Below are 18,657 nucleotides of genomic sequence, written 5' to 3'. Positions count from 1 at the left end.
AGAGTTAATCATATTTTAATATGATAATAACATTTTGATAATTCTAATGATGGTTCTCAGTCAATTAAATTGCAGGGTTTTACCATAAATATTAAAAATCAATTATGATTTTAGGAGGAAATATATAAAATGGCAGTATTTAAAGTATTTTATCAACAAACTAAAGAAGAAGTAATCGTACGTGAACATACGCAAACAATGTACGTTGAAGGAGAAACAGAAGAACAAGTTAGAAGATATTTAAAAGAACGTAACTTCAACATTGAGTTTATCACTAAATTAGAGGGCGCACATTTAGAATACGAAAAGCAATCAGATCACTTTAACGTGGAGCAAGCTAAATAATGAAACAAATTCATAAAAATGAAGTTGCGGTTTATGCGCTTGGTGGTTTAGGTGAAATTGGTAAAAACACTTATGCCGTTGAGTATCAAGATGAGATCGTTATCATTGATGCAGGAATTAAATTCCCAGATGATAACTTATTAGGAATCGACTATGTCATTCCTGATTTCACTTATTTAGAGCAGAACCAAGATAAAATCGTTGGTCTGTTTATCACTCACGGACATGAGGACCATATAGGTGGTGTGCCCTACCTATTAAAACAAATTAATGTGCCTATCTATGGTGGACCATTAGCTTTAGGTTTAATTAGAAATAAACTAGAAGAACATCATTTATTAAGAACAGCAGAACTTATAGAAATAGACGAAAGTAGCGTTATTAAATCAAAACATTTTGAAGTTGGTTTCTACTTAACAACACATAGTATTCCAGAAGCTTATGGTGTGATTGTCAAAACGCCTGAAGGTAATATTGTGCATACTGGTGATTTCAAATTTGATTTCACTCCAGTTGGTGAGCCTGCAAACATAGCTAAAATGGCAAAATTAGGAGAAGAAGGCGTGCTTTGTTTACTTTCTGATTCTACAAATGCTCTAGTTCCAGACTTCACATTAAGCGAACGCGAAGTAGGTCAAAATGTAGAAAAGATCTTCCGTAATTGTACTGGAAGAATTATATTCGCTACTTTTGCTTCCAACATTTACCGTGTTCAACAAGCTGTTGAAGCTGCAATTAAGTATAATCGTAAGATTGTCACTTTTGGCCGTTCAATGGAAAATAACATTAAAATTGGCATGGAGCTTGGTTATATCAAAGCGCCACCTGAAACATTCGTTGAACCTAATAAGATTAACACTGTTCCAAAGCATGAACTATTAATTCTTTGTACAGGGTCACAAGGTGAGCCAATGGCAGCATTATCAAGAATCGCTAATGGTACACACAAACAAATCAAAATCATCCCTGAAGATACTGTTGTATTCAGTTCTTCACCAATTCCAGGTAATACAAAAAGTATTAACCGTACTATTAATTCGTTATATCGTGCTGGCGCAGAAGTCATTCACAATAAAGTTTCTAACATCCATACATCGGGTCATGGCTCTCAAGGTGATCAACAATTGATGCTACGTCTTATCAGACCGAAATACTTCTTACCTATACATGGTGAATACCGTATGTTAAAAGCCCATGGTCAATCTGGGATTGAATGTGGCGTTGACCCTGATAACGTATTTATCTTCGACATTGGCGATGTACTAGCATTAACACATGATTCTGCTAGAAAAGCCGGTAGAATCCCGTCCGGAAATGTATTAGTTGATGGTAGTGGTATAGGAGATATCGGTAATGTCGTTATACGCGATCGTAAGCTATTATCAGAAGAAGGTCTTGTCATTGTAGTAGTCAGTATTGATTTCAAGACAAACACTTTACTATCTGGGCCTGACATCATATCACGTGGCTTTGTATATATGCGTGAATCTGGTCAATTAATTTACGATGCACAACGAAGAATCAAAACAGATGTGATTTCTAAATTAAATCAAAATAAAGATATCCAATGGCATCAAATTAAATCATCAATCATTGAAACATTACAGCCTTATTTATTTGAAAAAACTGCTCGTAAACCAATGATTTTACCCGTTATTATGAAAGTAAACGAAGATACGAACCAGTCATCTTCAAACAAAGTGAATCATAAAAATGATAAGCCTAAAAAAGTTCAATCAAAAACACAACCAAAACCACAAGTAAATAAAGCTAAAAAAGAAACGAACAATAACAAAAAAGTAAATCAATCTCCAAAACCTAAAAAAGATGAATCAAATAATCATACATCATCTGAATCATAGGTCAATTAAAGCGCGTGATGCTTTAGTCTTATTAACAGACTAAATGCATTACGTGTTTTTTATTGTATCATGCATTAAAAAGGCAGACGCTATCATGCGCCTGCCTTATAACTTATTTATCTTACAACTTTTTTCTCAAAGCGATTCAAATCATTATCATGACCTATCATGATTAGTATGTCCCCTATTTCAATACTCATATTCGGATCAGGTGAGACAAGAATTTCTCTTCCTCTTTTAATTGCAATAATACTAATGCCAAATTGTGCCCGGATATCTAATTGTATAATAGTTTGCCCCGCCATTTTTTCACTAGCTTTTATTTCTACAATTGAATGTTCATCAGCAAGTTCTAAATAGTCTAATACACTTGCACTCGCTACATTATGTGCAATGCGTCTGCCCATGTCTCTTTCTGGATGAACGACCGTATCTGCACCAATTTTATTCAAAATCTTTGCGTGATAATCATTCTGTGCTTTTGCTGTAACTTTTTTCACGCCAAGTTCTTTCAATATCAGTGTTGTTAATGTACTAGATTGTATATTTTCACCGATAGCTACAATGACATGATCAAAGTTTCTAATACCCAAACTTTTCATAACAGCTTCATCTGTCGTGTCAGCTACTACAGCATGTGTAGCGATATCACTATATTCATTTACACGTGCCTCATCCATGTCAATCGCCATGACATCCATATCCAATGCATTAAGTTCTCTTACAATACTTCCACCGAATCGGCCTAATCCGATTACCACATACTCTTTATCCATATGCGTCCTCCAATTTAAAAATAGAGGCAAGATGATTCAATTCGCAACATCAAACGCGTTACTGTGAATCACCCACACCTCAATTTAAAATATTATCTTATTTCTTTCCTTCAACATATTTTTTATCGAAAACAAATAATCTTAATAATAATATTAACGATGGTATCAATAAAAGTAAAGCAAAAATAAATGCTGTAATAAGAGCAATTGCCATACTATTATTAACCACACCTTCATCTATACGAATAAATGGGTAAAGTAGATATGGTAACTTACTCGCACCATATCCGAAAAAGGCGAAGCCCATTTGTAAGATAACTAAAATAAATGCTAAACCATGTCCTTTTTTAATCAAAGTCAACACCATTGCGCCTATAAAACATATAAAGCTGAGTAAGAACATCCACCAATAATTTGTAACTGCATTAGTGAAATGCTCTCTATTTTGTAGCCTTAATGATAAGAAAACAAATAATGAGATAGCAATCATTGGAGGGCCCCAGAACAAGAACCAATATCTAAGTAACTTGTATGCCTCCGTGTCTTTTGCTTTTGACGCATAATACGTCAAGAAACCTGAAGAAATATAAAGCACTGACACAACTGATAAAAATACTACTGCCCAAGAATACGGACTTAAAATAAGCTGTACCCAGTCCAAATCTAAATTGTTGCTTGAACCAGTAATGTAGCCACCTTCAGAAATCGTCAATGTTGTCGCTAATGCAGCTGGTATAAATAAACCAGCAATACCATACAGCGCCAACCATGGCAGTTTCGTATCCGGACCATAATTTTCAAAAGCGTAGAAACTACCTCTAATTGAAATTAAAATAACTGCTATGGAAGCCGGTAATAAGAGTACCGAACCAAAGTATTTTGCAGTATCTGGGAAAAAACCCACCATTCCTACGAAAAAGAATACAAAAAATACATTAGTAACTTCCCAAACAGGATTGAGATAACGTGCGACAAGGTGATTAATTTTTTTATCTTGTTTAGTAATTTTTGCATGAAGTGTAAAAAAACCAGCTCCAAAATCTATTGAGGCAACGATAATATAACAAAATAAGAAAATCCAAAGTACTGAAATTCCAATATAAGCGAAGACCATTATGCCTCACCTCTTTCTTGGGCTAATTTTTCTACGTCTTTATGCGCTGGTTTGTCTCTGAACATACGAATAAGTACATATGCAGTTGTATATACTAATATAATATATAGTATCGCAAAGAGTATTGTAACTAACGTAAGTCCGCCAGCTTGAGTTGCAGCTTGAGCAACTTTAAGATAACCTCGAACTAACCATGGTTGACGACCTTGTTCAGTTAAGAACCAACCAAATTCTATTGCAAGCACTGCAGCAGGACCAGTTAATAACACACCATATAATAAAGGCTTAGAGTGTGTAAATTTGCGTAGTTTTTTAAAGGTTAATGTTAAGACAAATGCACCTGAAACAACTAAACAGAACACACCCATAAATACCATAAGATCAAAATAATAATGTACAATCATCGGAGGTCTTAACTCTTTCGGAAAATCATTTAACCCTTTAACGCTGGTATTAATATTGTTGTCAGCCAAGAAACTCAATACACCAGGTATTTTAACAGCACCTTTAACTTCTTGAGTTTCTTCATCTAGTGAACCAAATAAGACTAAATCTGCTTTAGATCCGGTTTCAAAATGCCATTCGTATGCTGCAAGCTTCTCAGGCTGCTCTTGATGTAAGAACTTCGCTGACATGTCGCCCGCTAACATAGAACCTAGTGTAAATATAATACCAAGAATCATAGTTAATTTTAATGCTTTCTTATGATATTCAGTATCTTTTTTAAATTTGTTTTTTAATAATTTAAATGCTGCAATTGCAGCTAATATAAATGCCATAGTCATAAGTGCAGTAGCTACAACATGAAATGATCTAACTAAAAAAGAATCATTAAACATTGCCGCCCATGGTTCAACATTAATCATTTTACCATTTTTCATTTCGAATCCAGCTGGTGTATTCATAAATGAATTTACTGAAGTAATAAAGAAAGCCGAGAATGAACCACCCAAAATAACAGGAATACTAATTAAGAAATGCGTCCACTTTCCTTTAAATCTATCCCAAGTATATAAATAAATGCTTAAAAAGATAGCTTCAAAGAAGAAAGCAAATGTTTCCATAAATAGTGGTAATGCTATGACATGACCACCCATTTGCATAAATGTAGGCCATAATAGTGATAACTGTAATCCTATAATCGTACCAGTTACTACACCTACGGCCACTGTAATAGTATATCCTTTAGTCCATCTTTTAGCTAATGTAATATATTTAAGATCATTATTTTTAATTCCTAAAAATTCTGCAACTGCGAACATCAATGGCATCCCTGCGCCAATGGTTGCAAATATGATATGAACTGCGAGCGTCATCGCAGTTAGAAAACGTGCTAATTCAACTGAATCCATATTATCACCTTTTTTATTTATTTGTGACAAAAATCACAACTTCCATTTATTATATACCTCTTTATATGTTTTTAAAATATATTAAAACTATAATAAAGTGACAAATTAATGACCAGTCACATATAAAATTCAACCCTTGATAATTCGATAAAAGTTTCTTATATTTAAATAAACGCACTATTGAAAGGATGAACTGACATGAACGAAGTGATTATTTATACACAAAATGATTGTCCCCCTTGTACATTTATTAAAAGCTATTTAACTGATAAAGGCGTGACATACAGTGAAAAAAACATATCAAACACACAATATAGAAATGAAATGATGGATCACGATGCATTCGCCACTCCTTTTATATTGTTAAATGACGAGCCCATGTACCAAATCGATATGGATAAATTAAATCGTGTGTTAAATATCGAATAGTAATCATCAGCTATATTTTCATATTTCTTAATATTATAACATGTGCTCCATTACTCTATACCCAATTTTCTTTGGGACAAAATGAAGGATATATTTTAGTAATGTCAAAATCATTTTTAAAATATATGCATTATACAAATTTTACTTTATCTTTTAAATTCAAAAGGCTGAGCATTCTAAAATAATAGAATGCTCAGCCTTTTTGTTTAACTACATATATCTTAACTCATGATTTATTTAGCGTATTGGTTCACTAAGTCTTGAACTTCTTCAGAAGTTGCACAATTTATTGCTCTTTGTGCTAATTCTTCCATTTCATTTTGACTTAATGCTTTAATTTGACGACGTGCTTTAAGCACTGAAGTCGCACTCATAGAGAATTCATCTAATCCTAAACCAAGTAATAATGGAATAGCAATTTCATCTCCAGCCATTTCACCACACATACCAGTCCATTTTCCTTCGTTATGTGACGCTTCGATCACTTGTTTTACTAAACGTAAAATTGATGGATTATATGGTTGATACAAGTATGAAACGCGTTCAGACATACGATCTGCCGCCATAGTGTATTGTATTAAATCATTTGTTCCGATACTGAAGAAATCAACTTCTTTAGCAAATACATCTGCTAAAGCTGCTGTTGATGGTATTTCTACCATTATTCCTAATTCAATATCATCAGATACTTCCACGCCTTCTTGCGTTAAATTATCTTTTTCTTCAAGTAGCAATGCTTTCGCATCTCTAAACTCTTGAATTGTTGCAACCATTGGGAACATGATATTTAACTTACCGTATACAGAAGCACGCAATAAAGCACGTAATTGTGGTCTAAAAATTTCCGGTTGATCTAAACATAGACGGATTGCACGATAACCTAAGAATGGATTCATTTCTTCAGGTAAGTTTAAATATGGTAACTCTTTGTCGCCACCAATATCTAAAGTACGCACAACTACACGCTTATCTTCCATTGTTTCCAACACTTTTTTATACGCTTCGAATTGCTCATCTTCTGATGGCATTTCATCTCTACCCATGTATAAAAATTCAGTACGGTATAAACCAATACCCTCTGCACCATTTTCAATGACACCTTTTAAATCATTCGGTGTACCAATGTTAGCAGCTAACTCGGCATGTTTCCCATCAAGTGTTTTTGTTTCTTCATCGCGTAATTTTTGAAGCTCTTGCTTATCTTCAAAGAAACGCTCACGTTTATTTTGATATGCAATAACTTCGTCTTCTGTAGGATCGATAATGACTTCACCAGTTAAACCATCGACAATAACCATGTCTCCCTGTTTAACTTCTTGAGTGATTGATTTTGTACCTACCACTGCTGCAATTTCTAATGATCTACTCATTATAGCAGAGTGAGAGGTTCTACCACCGATGTTAGTCACAAACCCTTGTACAAATTCTTTATTTAGTTGTGCAGTATCAGAAGGTGTTAAATCATTCCCAATGATGACAACGCTTTCATCAATCATACTAGGATTTGGTAATTCAACGCCTAATATATGCGCCAATACACGTTTTGAAACATCACGAATATCAGCAGCACGTTCTTTCATATATTCATTGTCCATAGATTCAAATATTGTAATGAATTGTCCAGTTACATCAGATAGAGCAGTCGGTGCGTTAACTTGTTCATTAGTAATTTTATCTTCAATCGGTTGAATTAATTCTGGATCATCTAATACTAATAAATGCGCATCAAAAATGGCTGCTTTGTCAGCGCCAAGATTTTCTTCAGCATTATTTCTGATTTTAGTTAATTCAACTTTAGACGTTTCGATAGCGTTTCTAAACTTTTTAATTTCAGCGTCGACATCTGAGATCTTTTCACTATTATATGAAAGATCTGGTTCAACTAATAAATATGCTTTGGCAATTGCTACACCATCTGATGCAGCAATTCCATTTATATAATTAAACATATTACTTTGTTAAGCCTTCTTTAGATAAGATGTCAGTAATTGCTTCAATTGCTTCAGTTTCGTCGCTACCGTCAGCATAGATAGTGATTTCAGCATCTTTACCTACACCTAAACTCATAACACCCATGATTGATTTTAAGTTAACTTTTTTACCGTTATATTCTAATTGAATATCTGAATCAAATTTTGATGCAGTTTGAACAAGCATAGTCGCTGGACGAGCGTGAATACCTGTTTCGTCGATTATTACATATGATTTTTGTTCCATAATATGATTTCTCCTTCGTATAGTTAGAATTGTTAGTTTATTATAAAACCTAACACAGTTTTATATAATAACATTACCAAATTATACATATAAATTCAATGCGTTGCACCCATGATATGACAATATTCAGTGAATATTGAAGATTTTATGAAAACGCTGCACTTTTAAACTAAATCTTTAATAACTTTTTCACACTTTTCGATATGTTCGTCTCCAACTTTTTTCATGAAATAGTAGCTGATAGACGCAGAAATAGCTTGCCCTACAAATGGAAACCATTTGGTTTGTTTTGCTGCAACACGTTTTGCTACATCTCGAATAACTACTTTAAGGATTGCATTAGAAACTTTTTTGCCAATAAACTGACTTCCTTGAATCGCTGCAGCCGCAAATATACGCTCTCTCATGTCTTCTTTCATAGAATTTACCTGTTTATGATCAAGACCGTAAATTTTATTCACATCTTCAATGATGTCTCTCATAATTTTTATATCTACACCAAAATCTAAACCAGGAATAGGCACAACACTTATTCCTGATGATAGTAATGATTTTTTCTTCACTAAAGTCTGAGCACGTTCGCGACGTTCCTCAATTTCTATATTTGTAGTTGGTAGATTGCTTTTATTTCTTACATCTTCAATATCTAATACTTTATTACCTAATTTTTGTGTAACATTGTTTGTGATTTTATTTTTAAAGCTCATTATATTCACTCCTTAGTAAATTAGCCACTTTAAAATAATACCCGTTTTAAACAAATTTATTGTATTTTAACAAAAATAGCTTTTAAATATTTAGATGGTTTATAGTGTGCATGTGTTTTAAAATCTTTAGGAAGTCCCATCACATCTACGATTTCAAAATCTACACCTTCAGCTGTCAAAGTTTCATTAACTACATTTTTAAATGCTTTTAAAGAAAAAGTACTATTATTTGTACACAATAATAATGTACCTTGTGGCGCAAGTATATCAAGCGCACCATTAATCAATTTGTCATAGTCTTTCAATACTGAGAACGTTTTTTTCTTGTTTCTTGCAAAACTTGGGGGATCAATAACAATTGTGTCATAGACTAAATCATGACGTTTTGCATAACCATAAAAATCAAATGTATCCATAACATATATATATTGTGATTTAGGGTCAATCGCATTAACACCAAAGTTCTCTTCTGTAAGTGCACGGGAACGATTTGCTAAGTCAACACTAGTCGTTACTTTAGCATTTTCTGCTGCAACAACTGAGAACGCACCAGTATAACTAAACACATTCAATAAATTTTTATCTTGAGCATATTGATCTTTTAATTTTTTTCTTACTTCTCTTTGATCTAAAAAGATTCCCGTCATAGGTCCATCATTTAAGTGAACATTATAGAAAGTAAAGTTTTCTTCGATAATAATTGGAAACTCTGGTGCCTCACCATCTACAAATCCACCTTCAATTTCAGAATCTTTAAATCGCATTTTCTCAAAAACTGAAGTATAACCAAAAACAGATTTCAATGCAGATAACACATTATAACGGAACTTATGAATACCTTTTGAATACCATTGAATTAAATAATGGCCATCATAATTATCGATTGTTAGACCACCGACGCCGTCTCCTTCTCCATTGAAAACTCTAAATGCATTTGTACCGTCTACATGATAGAAGTATTCACGTTCGCTTTTGGCTGTTTCGAACAATCTTTCAAAAAATGTTGTATTAATCACTTCATCTTTATCATAACTAAGTACCCAGCCGATGCCTTTGTGCTGACGCCCTACATATGCAGATGCAATATATTTTCCTTGATCATTTACGAGATTAAATAAGTCCCCTTCTTTCAAATGATCTTGAGAATATATATCCTCTTCATCTATCAAAGGGTATTGATTTAAATACTTCGTTTCTTTACCTTTATTTAATGTGGCAGTTTTCATAAAATTATGTCAGCCTTTCTTCTATTAATTATTTTTTATTTTTTCACTTATTCATCTTATCATCTCAGCTGCTTTGTAACACCATTAATATTTACACAAGTCAAATCTTAATTTTCGATTTGTTGTTAAAATAACCTTACTTTATTAAATTATATTCCCTATTGTACTATTTAAACATTTTCCATCCTAATATAATATAAAATTCTAACTTCATAATTTATTTTCAAAAATCAGCAATTCAAATGTGATACTTAGTATGCATACTTGTACACCTTTATATCAATTACACCTCTTTATAAAAATACAAAAAATAAAACCTATCTTCCAACCAATTTGGAAGATAGGTTAAGTCAAACTACACTATTTTAATCAATTAATATTCTGCTGGTTCACGTAATTTTATGATGAATCCTACTATAATTGCTATCAGCATCATAAACAGTATTGGTGTAATAAACGTTGATAATAATAATCCATGAACCATGATGTTTACAAATTCAGTAACTAACTTAAAGAATAAAAAACTTACCATAAATAATTGTAGATAATAAAATCTACCTTTTAAATAGTTTGTTAATGTCGTTAAAATATAAATTATTATAATAATCATTAACAAGAATAAAGTAATCCACTCAATAACATATTGTGTTTGAGAAATTTCCCAATCACCAGAAACAAATAATGAATTTCTATTATTAAATTCAATCAAAGTAAAGAATAAGAGAATTGCTCCACAGAATAATTCTACATATGCAGATTTAAGCCACTTCGGTTTCTTCATCCAATTTGGTACATCATCTTCTTGAATATCAATAATGTCTTTCCATTTTTTAATGAATTTATCCTTTTTATCCCTAGCTTTTTGAATATCTACACTTCTACGTGTTTTACGTGTAAATTCTGTTGTTTTGTCTTGTAAATCTTTCCAATATTCTTTTGTTTGAGTAGTTACTGCACCTTTACTCGTTCTAGATAATTCCGGTTCTTCTTCGCCGAGTTCTTGTTTCGTTAATGGCAATGATCTTCTTAGGAATAAGAAGTTCCAAATTGACATTTGTCCAAGTAACCACATAATAATGAAAAATGTGTTAACACTCAGAATATCAATTGGTACAATTTGATCACTATCTATTCTTCCATATAACACAATTTGTGTTAATAAATAACTTATGCCATAAGTGAAAATAATCCATAAATAATGATATTTTCTATGATCCGTATTTAATTCATCTTTATAAACAATGTAACCTATATGCACCGCAAAAGGTATCACAAAAATAATAGCAAAAAAGCTATAAACTTGTGTCATGAGTATAAGCGTTATAATGAAGAAAAGAATACCAATAACTAAAAAGAAAATTGAAATATCATAGTCATATCTCGTTGTTCTAAATAGCGTGAAGCCAATAAGTATTAACGCAATACCAAACAAAAGAATCAAGATTGCGCTTACTACAGGAAAGTTCCCTATATAATTACTCATCACCCTAATAATTTCACTGAAAAACGCGTTTATAAAATCCCACACATTATGAATATGTAATTCAATCTTACCTTTACCATTTAATTTATGAATTAAAGGTAAATTAATTAAAATGATGAGACTTGTGAAAAGCGAAACGATGCCTATAATATAACTATACAGTATCTCAGCGTGTTTCTTAAAAAAAGACATACCATTCACCTCAAAGTTATTATATATGAACATTTTGTTCTTGTCTTTAATAATCTAATAAATAAGTCTATAGTATGATATAAAATAGTTGTATAGTCAAAATTCCACATAATTTATACTATTAAACAATTATTTCATAAAAAGTATAAAAACGCATGGGCTATATACAATTTATATTTCTTCCCTTTTGTTTAATTACTCAATTCCGTGGTATTAAATTAATATATTCTACTTAAAGTTTAAGGAGTGTTGAAATTATGAGTAAAGAAGAATTAAACAAAGAAGCAGCTGAAAAAGCTAAAGCGGCTGAAGATAAATTAAAAGAGCAACAATCATCAAATGATGGTGAGGAAGAAACTAAAAAAAATATCCAAGATACGTTGGATTAAGACAATAAACGATTCACTTTGAGTAAGCCGAACTACTTCGGCTTACTTTTTTAATACACTTCCCTACCTTAGTTTAGCAATACACTTCCCTGCTTTCTCTATTGATTAATATTCTTATTATCCTCCAATTTTAAATTGAGAACTTGACAGAACTAGCGAAAAATCATACATTATAGTTAAATTTAAATATAATATTCGCACTAGGGGTGTTTAGTGACTGAGATGAGGTATACCCTCAAACCCTTTGAACCTGATCTAGATTAAACTAGCGTAGGAAAGTGTATTGCGATACCTTTTTCTTTTATTGGTATCCCTATGCCACTATTTAAACGCGCAACTTTCTAGAAGGTTGTGCGTTTTTTATATAGGAGGAAAAGATCATGACAAAAGGTTTAAAGCTTTCTGAAATACTCGTAACTGTATTAATTGCGGTTGTTTTCGCAGTGATATACAACATTTGGAATTTCGTCTACAAAGCTGTACAAATTACCGGACTACATTTTGAAGAATTGACGTATGGCGCATGGTTCATGGCAGCTGTCGTTGCTTATCTTATTATCCCTAAAGCTGGTATTGCTATTTTAGCTGAATTTGCTGCAGGAGCTGGTGAAACTATAATTATGGGACGTTTTGATATAGCCACTATAATTTATGCTTTATTACAAGGTTTAGCTTGTGAAATTATATTTGCTATTTTTAAATATAAATCTCGGACTGCTATGGTTGCCATGTTAGCTGGACTTTTAGCTGCAGTAGCTACATTACCGATTGACTTCGCTTATGGTTATCTTTCAGAAATTGCTGGATGGAATCTCGCATTATATATTGGTTTTAGACTTATAAGTGGCATCGTTGTTGCTGGACTTTTATCTTATTATATCGTAAAAGCCTTAGATCAAACCGGTGTAACTAAATTGTTTAGACCAGCTAGTCAAAGCGATTACGACAACTTATAAGGAGCAATTTCGTTGATAGTAACAAAAAATTTACGTCTAAAATATCCAAATGCGCAGCATAAAATATTTGATAATTTAAGTATTAATATAAACGATAAAGAAAAAGTATTACTTTTAGGACCTTCTGGTTCTGGAAAAAGTACGTTACTGAATGTCTTGAGTGGTATTGTGCCTAATCTTATTGATTTACCTATGAAATATGACGAGTTACACATTGACCATAACTGTAGCGTTATTTTTCAAGATCCAGATAGTCAATTTTGTATGCCAAAAGTTTATGAAGAATTGGCTTTTGTTTTAGAAAATTTAAATATCCCTCGTATTAACATGGACGAAAAAATTAAAGCGGCCCTCACAGCGGTAGGTCTTAATGTAGATAAAGATCAATATATTAACCAATTAAGTGGCGGTATGAAACAAAAACTGGCAATTGCAGAAACACTTTTGCAACAGGCAGATACTTTATTTTTAGATGAACCCACAGCTATGTTAGATGTAGAAGCAACTGCTGACTTATGGCAAAAAATTAAGGCATTGTGGAAAGATCAAACTGTACTTATTGTAGAACATAAAGTGGAACATATATGGCAACATATAGATCGTGTGCTTTTGTTTAATTACAACGGGGAAATCATTGCTGACGAATCCCCAACAAAGATGCTTAGAGACTATGAGGACCTATTAACAGAATATGGTGTATGGCATCCAAATGCTTGGCAATACGCCCCTAAACCCTCTACATGTACAAATACGGAGATATTACCAACAAATAGTAACTTTAAATTCAATCAAGTTACAGTCAAAAGGGGCAAGCGTAAACTGTTACGTATTTCAGAACACATCATCAACACTGGTGATTGGATTACTATTACTGGACCAAACGGTAGTGGTAAAACTACATTATTAGAGTCGATGATGCAACTAATTAAATATGAAGGAAAAATGTATATTAATGATTACCCTTTAACTAAAATCAAAGATGCAGCAAAACATATGTATTTAGTGTATCAAAATCCAGAATTACAATTTATAACAAATTCTGTTTTCGAAGAAATTTTCATTCAATATAAAAATCATTCTATTTCTAAAGACGATGCTATACAAGAGACGGTAGAAATGCTCAAAACGTTAAATTTAGAAAATGTACAATCACAACATCCATATGAATTATCAATGGGACAAAAACGAAGATTAAGTGTGGCTATTGCATTGAGCTCGTCTTCTACTTTTATTTTATTAGACGAACCAACTTTCGGACTCGACAGTCATAATACGTTTAACCTAATTAAGTTATTTCAAAAACGCATTCAACACGGACAAACTATTATTATGGTAACGCATGACTCAGAGCTTATTTCTAGGTATCCAACCCATAGGCTACATGTGGATCAACATCAATTATATGAATTAAAGGGTGGTACTCATGTTTGAAATGTGGAAAAAGCACTATTCTTTTATAGATGATGTTAATATCATCACGAAACTTATAATTGCAGTACTATTATTTTTCTTTGTTATTTTCATTCATCAATTTGATTATATGATTTATTTAACATTATTAACGCTCGTCTTTTTATTACTTTTTAATGGTTTGAAACTCAAAATAACCTTAGTTTTTGTGTTTTTTACTGTTATATTTAGTTTGATATCAGCATTATTCATGATTTTTTATGGTTCTGGGACACATATGATTTTCCAATTAGGCTTTATAAAGATAACTACAGAAAGTTTATATCGAGGCTTACATTTAGCTATGCGTACATCAACTGTATCTTTTTTTGGGATTTTAATTGCTTTTACTTCTCAAATCGTGATGATTTTTTACAGTCTCATGCAGCATTTGAAAGTTAAACCGAAGATAGCTTATGCTTTTATGGCGGCTATAAGAATGGTTCCATTGATGTTTACATCTTTAGTCCAACTTAGACGCTCATTAAAAATGCGCTATCAAATGATTGATAAATCAAACTACACAGGTTTTAAACGTATTAAACATATCGTTATTCCCTTACTAAGCCAAAATATTAGAAAAGCACATCAACTGTCAGTTGCTATGGAAAAAAAAGGATTCAAAGATGGACCTAGAACCTACTACTATAATACTTCTTTCTCATATAAAGATATTATACTCATAGTAGCTGTTGGTGCTATCATACTCCTCACTTATGTATTAGCACACTTCATCCCTATAACTGGTATTGAAGATGTACGTCTGACAAGTATTTATTAAATAAAAAAGCAGATGACGTTGCCGTCATCTGCTTTTAGTTTATGCATCTATATACTTTAACGAATCGCTTTATCGCTGATATCTTTACGATAAAATAAGGCATCGCTTTTAATTTGCTCTACTGCTTCATAAGCTTTAGCTTTAGCGCTAGCAATATCTGATCCTTCACCTAGTGCTAAAATGACACGTCCACCTGATGTTACGTAAGTATCTTCTTCTTTTTTCAAGCCACTTACGAAATAATTACCATCAAGATTGAAACCTGAAACAGCCTTACCTTTTTCGTAGTTAGCAGGATACCCTTTTGAGGCTAACATGACACCAACTACTGATTGCGATTTCCATTGGAATGCGATAGGCTGTTTTGCTTCTAAATCAAGAATATGTTGCATTAAATCGCTTTCCATTCGAGTTAACAGTACTTGTGCTTCTGGATCACCAAAACGTGCATTAAATTCAATCACTTTCGGTCCTTCAGCAGTTATAATAGCACCAATATATAATACTCCAAAGAATGAGTATCCTTCAGCAAGCATTGCTTTTGCTATAGGTTGTGCTATTTCATCATTAGTACGTTGTAGAATCGTTTGATCTATATGTGGTACTGGGCAATATGCACCCATTCCACCTGTATTTGGTCCTAAATCGTTATCAAATGCGCGTTTATGATCTTGTGCGATGCAATCAAATGGTACTGCATAATCACCATTGACAAAGGTCATCAATGAGAATTCTTCACCTTCAAGAAATTGTTCGAATACTACAACACCTTGCTCTTCAGGATACAATTCTTCGACACCAGCAACAGCTTCATCATAAGTTGTCGCTATAATAACACCCTTGCCTGCTGCTAACCCATCTTTTTTTAATACAACTGGATATTCACATGATTCAATGTAAGCCAATGCATGTTGTTTATTTGTAATTTCTTTATATTCTGCAGTTGGAATTTCATACTTTTCCATTAATTGCTTAGCAAATAATTTAGAGCCCTCAATTTGAGCAGCAGCCTTATTAGGTCCAAACACCTTAATATCTTCTTCTTGGAGTTTATCTGCTAAACCTTCTGTTAATGGTTGCTCAGGACCAATAACTACCCATTCAATATCATTTTGTTTTGCAAAGGTCACAATTTGCTCATGATCTGTTTCTGCTATATGAGTATGAACTTGTGCAACTTCTGTCATGGCATCATTACCTGGAATTGCAAATATTTTTGTAACAAGCGGGGATTGCTTTAATTTATGTGCTAATACATGTTCCCTACCACCTGCACCAATTACTAGTACCTTCATATAATAATTGCCTCCGATTTCCTTAATGTTTAAAATGACGAACGCCAGTAGTTACCATAGCCACACCATATTTGTTAGCCATATCAATAGACTCTTGGTCTTTAATTGAACCACCTGGTTGAATAATCGCTTTAATGCCAGATTTAGCTGCTAATTCAACTGTATCACCCATTGGGAAAAATCCATCTGATACCATTACAACATCTTCATTAATTTCTAATGCACGGTCAATTGCAATCTGCGCCGAACCTACACGATTCATTTGACCAGCACCAATTCCAACTGTCTGTTTCGCATTACTTAAAATGACTGCGTTACTTTTAACAGATGCAACCACTTTCCAACCAAGTAACATAGCATCCCACTGCGCTTCAGTTGGTTCCACTTCTGTTACTATATTCATATCTTCACGTTTTAATACTACATTATCTTTATCTTGAACTAAATATCCACCTGATACAGAAACAACTTCTTGTTCACTGTTATCAATTGTCATATCAATTTCCAATAATCTAATATTTTTCTTTTTACTTAATACATCTAAGGCTGCCTGTGTAAATTTAGGTGCAATAACTACTTCTAAGAAAATTTCATGTAATGATTCTGCTAATTCAGTGTCTACAGTACGATTCAAAGCAACTATACCACCAAAAATAGATTGGCTATCTGCTTCAAATGCATATTGGTATGCTTCTTCAATTGTGTTTGCAACTCCAACACCACAAGGATTCATATGTTTTACAGCTACTGCAGCAGGTTGTTCAAATTGTTTAACAAGTGATAAAGCTGCATCAGCATCCTTAATATTGTTATAACTTAATTGTTTACCGTGTAATTGTTTAGCTCCAGCAAGTGTATGTGTAGCATTAGAAGTACGAACAAAATGTGCAGATTGCTGTGGATTTTCACCATAACGTAGACTTTCTTTATTGTCTTTGAAGAATTCTACAATAGCTGCATCATATTGATTTGTATGATCAAATACTTTAACCATAAGTGATTTACGATATTCTTCGTCTAAAGTATCATTTTCTAACTTATCAATAACTTCATTGTAATCTGCAGGATGAACTACAGTTGTTACATGTTTAAAGTTTTTAGCAGCAGCGCGAAGCATCGTTGGACCGCCAATATCAATGTTCTCAATTGCGTCATCTTGTGTTACTTCTGGATTAGCAACCGTTTCTTTAAATGGATATAAATTAACTACAACGATATCTATTAAATCAATATGTTGTTCTTTTAATTGTTCTAAGTGTTCAGGCTTATCACGATCAGCCAAAATACCACCATGTACTGATGGATGCAATGTCTTAACTCGACCATCCATAATTTCTTCAAATTGAGTTAATTCTGAAATTGATTTAACTGGGACGTCCGCTTCCACCAAAGCACGCATTGTTCCACCTGTTGAAAATAATTCATACCCTAATTGATTTAAAGATTGGGCAAAAGCCACAATTCCACTTTTATTTGATACACTTAATATTGCTTTTTTCATTTGTATTGGCACCTCTTATTGAATGATTTTTGAAATGACTTCTGGATATAAAGTATGTTCTAATGCTTTAATTCTTTCTTCAAGTTGTTCTTTAGTATCATCTGGATATATGTTACATGTACGCTGTTCGATAATCTCTCCTGTGTCCATCCCACTATCTACATAATGTACTGTTGAACCAGTGATTGTATCTCCGCTTTCAAAAGCTTGACCAACTGCATCTTTACCTTTATATTTCGGCAATAAAGATGGATGAATATTAAGAATACGTTTATCATATGCTCTTAATATATTTTCACCTATCAGCTTCATGTACCCTGCTAAGACTATCCATTCCACCTTTTCCGCTGTTAACCATTCTATGATTTTTCGTTCATAGTCTGCTTTTGAATCAAAATTTTTCAATTCGTTGATATGCACATCCAAATTATATTTTCTCGCACGTTCTATACAATATGCACTAACTTGGTCTGTATATAAAGCAGTCACTTCAATATGAGGTAACTGACCTTGTTCTATTTGTGTCATTATACTTTCAAAATTACTACCTGAACCAGACGCAAAAATAGCTATTTTGGTCACT

The 18,657-nt window shown here is 32.8% G+C and carries 18 protein-coding genes and 1 riboswitch; of the genes, 7 read left to right on the top strand and 11 right to left on the bottom strand.

Going from position 1 to position 18,657, the window contains the following annotated elements:
- The first annotated feature begins 129 nt into the window (after positions 1-129).
- On the top strand, positions 130-345 hold the full coding sequence (locus BK821_RS07395) for a DNA-dependent RNA polymerase subunit epsilon (protein ID WP_046836100.1): 216 nt from the start codon (positions 130-132) through the stop codon (positions 343-345).
- Positions 345-2,207, top strand: a complete 1,863-nt coding sequence (gene rnjA, locus BK821_RS07390; protein ID WP_046836099.1) for a ribonuclease J1 — start codon at positions 345-347, stop codon at positions 2,205-2,207. The genes BK821_RS07395 and rnjA overlap by 1 nt, the downstream gene beginning before the upstream one ends.
- Positions 2,208-2,323: 116 nt before the next feature.
- Here the strand turns inward: rnjA and BK821_RS07385 are convergent, their stop codons facing one another.
- From BK821_RS07385 to BK821_RS07375, 3 genes are all read right to left on the bottom strand, one after another.
- Positions 2,324-2,983, bottom strand: a complete 660-nt coding sequence (locus BK821_RS07385) for a potassium channel family protein (RefSeq protein ID WP_046836098.1) — start codon at positions 2,981-2,983, stop codon at positions 2,324-2,326.
- Between the two features lie 97 nt (positions 2,984-3,080).
- Positions 3,081-4,097, bottom strand: a complete 1,017-nt coding sequence (locus BK821_RS07380) for a cytochrome d ubiquinol oxidase subunit II (protein WP_046836097.1) — start codon at positions 4,095-4,097, stop codon at positions 3,081-3,083.
- The gene (locus tag BK821_RS07375) at positions 4,097-5,449 is read right to left on the bottom strand and encodes a cytochrome ubiquinol oxidase subunit I (protein ID WP_046836386.1); all 1,353 of its coding nucleotides are present in this window, start codon (positions 5,447-5,449) and stop codon (positions 4,097-4,099) included. The genes BK821_RS07380 and BK821_RS07375 overlap by 1 nt, the downstream gene beginning before the upstream one ends.
- Positions 5,450-5,647: 198 nt before the next feature.
- Between BK821_RS07375 and BK821_RS07370 the strand changes: the two genes are divergently transcribed.
- The gene (locus BK821_RS07370) at positions 5,648-5,878 is read left to right on the top strand and encodes a glutaredoxin family protein (protein ID WP_046836096.1); all 231 of its coding nucleotides are present in this window, start codon (positions 5,648-5,650) and stop codon (positions 5,876-5,878) included.
- 233 nt (positions 5,879-6,111) lie between these two features.
- Here BK821_RS07370 and ptsP read toward each other — a convergent pair whose 3' ends face one another.
- The 5 genes from ptsP to auxA all read right to left on the bottom strand — a co-directional run bounded on the left by ptsP (position 6,112) and on the right by auxA (position 11,703).
- The gene (ptsP, locus tag BK821_RS07365; RefSeq protein WP_071331483.1) at positions 6,112-7,827 is read right to left on the bottom strand and encodes a phosphoenolpyruvate--protein phosphotransferase; all 1,716 of its coding nucleotides are present in this window, start codon (positions 7,825-7,827) and stop codon (positions 6,112-6,114) included.
- Between the two features lies 1 nt (position 7,828).
- On the bottom strand, positions 7,829-8,095 hold the full coding sequence (locus tag BK821_RS07360; RefSeq protein WP_046836094.1) for a phosphocarrier protein HPr: 267 nt from the start codon (positions 8,093-8,095) through the stop codon (positions 7,829-7,831).
- 164 nt (positions 8,096-8,259) lie between these two features.
- Positions 8,260-8,802: a hypothetical protein gene (locus BK821_RS07355; protein ID WP_046836093.1), complete on the bottom strand. Its 543-nt coding sequence runs from the start codon at positions 8,800-8,802 to the stop codon at positions 8,260-8,262.
- A 56-nt stretch (positions 8,803-8,858) separates the two neighbouring features.
- Positions 8,859-10,028: a class I SAM-dependent rRNA methyltransferase gene (locus BK821_RS07350; RefSeq protein ID WP_046836092.1), complete on the bottom strand. Its 1,170-nt coding sequence runs from the start codon at positions 10,026-10,028 to the stop codon at positions 8,859-8,861.
- A 373-nt stretch (positions 10,029-10,401) separates the two neighbouring features.
- Positions 10,402-11,703, bottom strand: a complete 1,302-nt coding sequence (gene auxA, locus BK821_RS07345) for a lipoteichoic acid stability factor AuxA (protein WP_046836091.1) — start codon at positions 11,701-11,703, stop codon at positions 10,402-10,404.
- A 257-nt stretch (positions 11,704-11,960) separates the two neighbouring features.
- Here auxA and graF point away from each other — a divergent pair, with 257 nt between their 5' ends.
- From graF to BK821_RS07330, 4 genes are all read left to right on the top strand, one after another.
- Positions 11,961-12,092, top strand: coding sequence for a glycopeptide resistance-associated protein GraF (gene graF / locus BK821_RS13550; RefSeq protein ID WP_198552176.1), 132 nt, complete (start codon positions 11,961-11,963; stop codon positions 12,090-12,092).
- Positions 12,093-12,284: 192 nt separating this feature from the next.
- A riboswitch (TPP riboswitch) is annotated at positions 12,285-12,386 on the top strand.
- Positions 12,387-12,472: 86 nt separating this feature from the next.
- Complete coding sequence (locus BK821_RS07340) at positions 12,473-13,048, top strand: ECF transporter S component (RefSeq protein WP_046836090.1); 576 nt, start codon at positions 12,473-12,475, stop codon at positions 13,046-13,048.
- 12 nt (positions 13,049-13,060) lie between these two features.
- Positions 13,061-14,479, top strand: coding sequence for an ABC transporter ATP-binding protein (locus BK821_RS07335; protein ID WP_071331482.1), 1,419 nt, complete (start codon positions 13,061-13,063; stop codon positions 14,477-14,479).
- Complete coding sequence (locus BK821_RS07330) at positions 14,472-15,278, top strand: energy-coupling factor transporter transmembrane component T family protein (RefSeq protein WP_046836088.1); 807 nt, start codon at positions 14,472-14,474, stop codon at positions 15,276-15,278. The genes BK821_RS07335 and BK821_RS07330 overlap by 8 nt, the downstream gene beginning before the upstream one ends.
- A gap of 56 nt (positions 15,279-15,334) precedes the next feature.
- Here BK821_RS07330 and purD read toward each other — a convergent pair whose 3' ends face one another.
- From purD to purN, 3 genes are read right to left on the bottom strand one after another with little or no spacing between them, the layout of a single operon-like run.
- On the bottom strand, positions 15,335-16,573 hold the full coding sequence (gene purD / locus BK821_RS07325) for a phosphoribosylamine--glycine ligase (RefSeq protein WP_071331481.1): 1,239 nt from the start codon (positions 16,571-16,573) through the stop codon (positions 15,335-15,337).
- Between the two features lie 22 nt (positions 16,574-16,595).
- A complete protein-coding gene (purH, locus tag BK821_RS07320; protein WP_046836086.1) occupies positions 16,596-18,074 on the bottom strand; it encodes a bifunctional phosphoribosylaminoimidazolecarboxamide formyltransferase/IMP cyclohydrolase in 1,479 nt (492 codons plus the stop codon).
- A gap of 15 nt (positions 18,075-18,089) precedes the next feature.
- On the bottom strand, positions 18,090-18,656 hold the full coding sequence (purN, locus tag BK821_RS07315; RefSeq protein WP_046836085.1) for a phosphoribosylglycinamide formyltransferase: 567 nt from the start codon (positions 18,654-18,656) through the stop codon (positions 18,090-18,092).
- Position 18,657: the final 1 nt, after the last annotated feature.

The organism is Staphylococcus sp. LCT-H4 (genome assembly GCF_001866145.1).
Lineage (GTDB): Bacteria > Bacillota > Bacilli > Staphylococcales > Staphylococcaceae > Staphylococcus > Staphylococcus succinus.
Note: the sequence above shows the minus strand (reverse complement) of the source record. Positions and strands in the feature narration are given on the sequence as shown.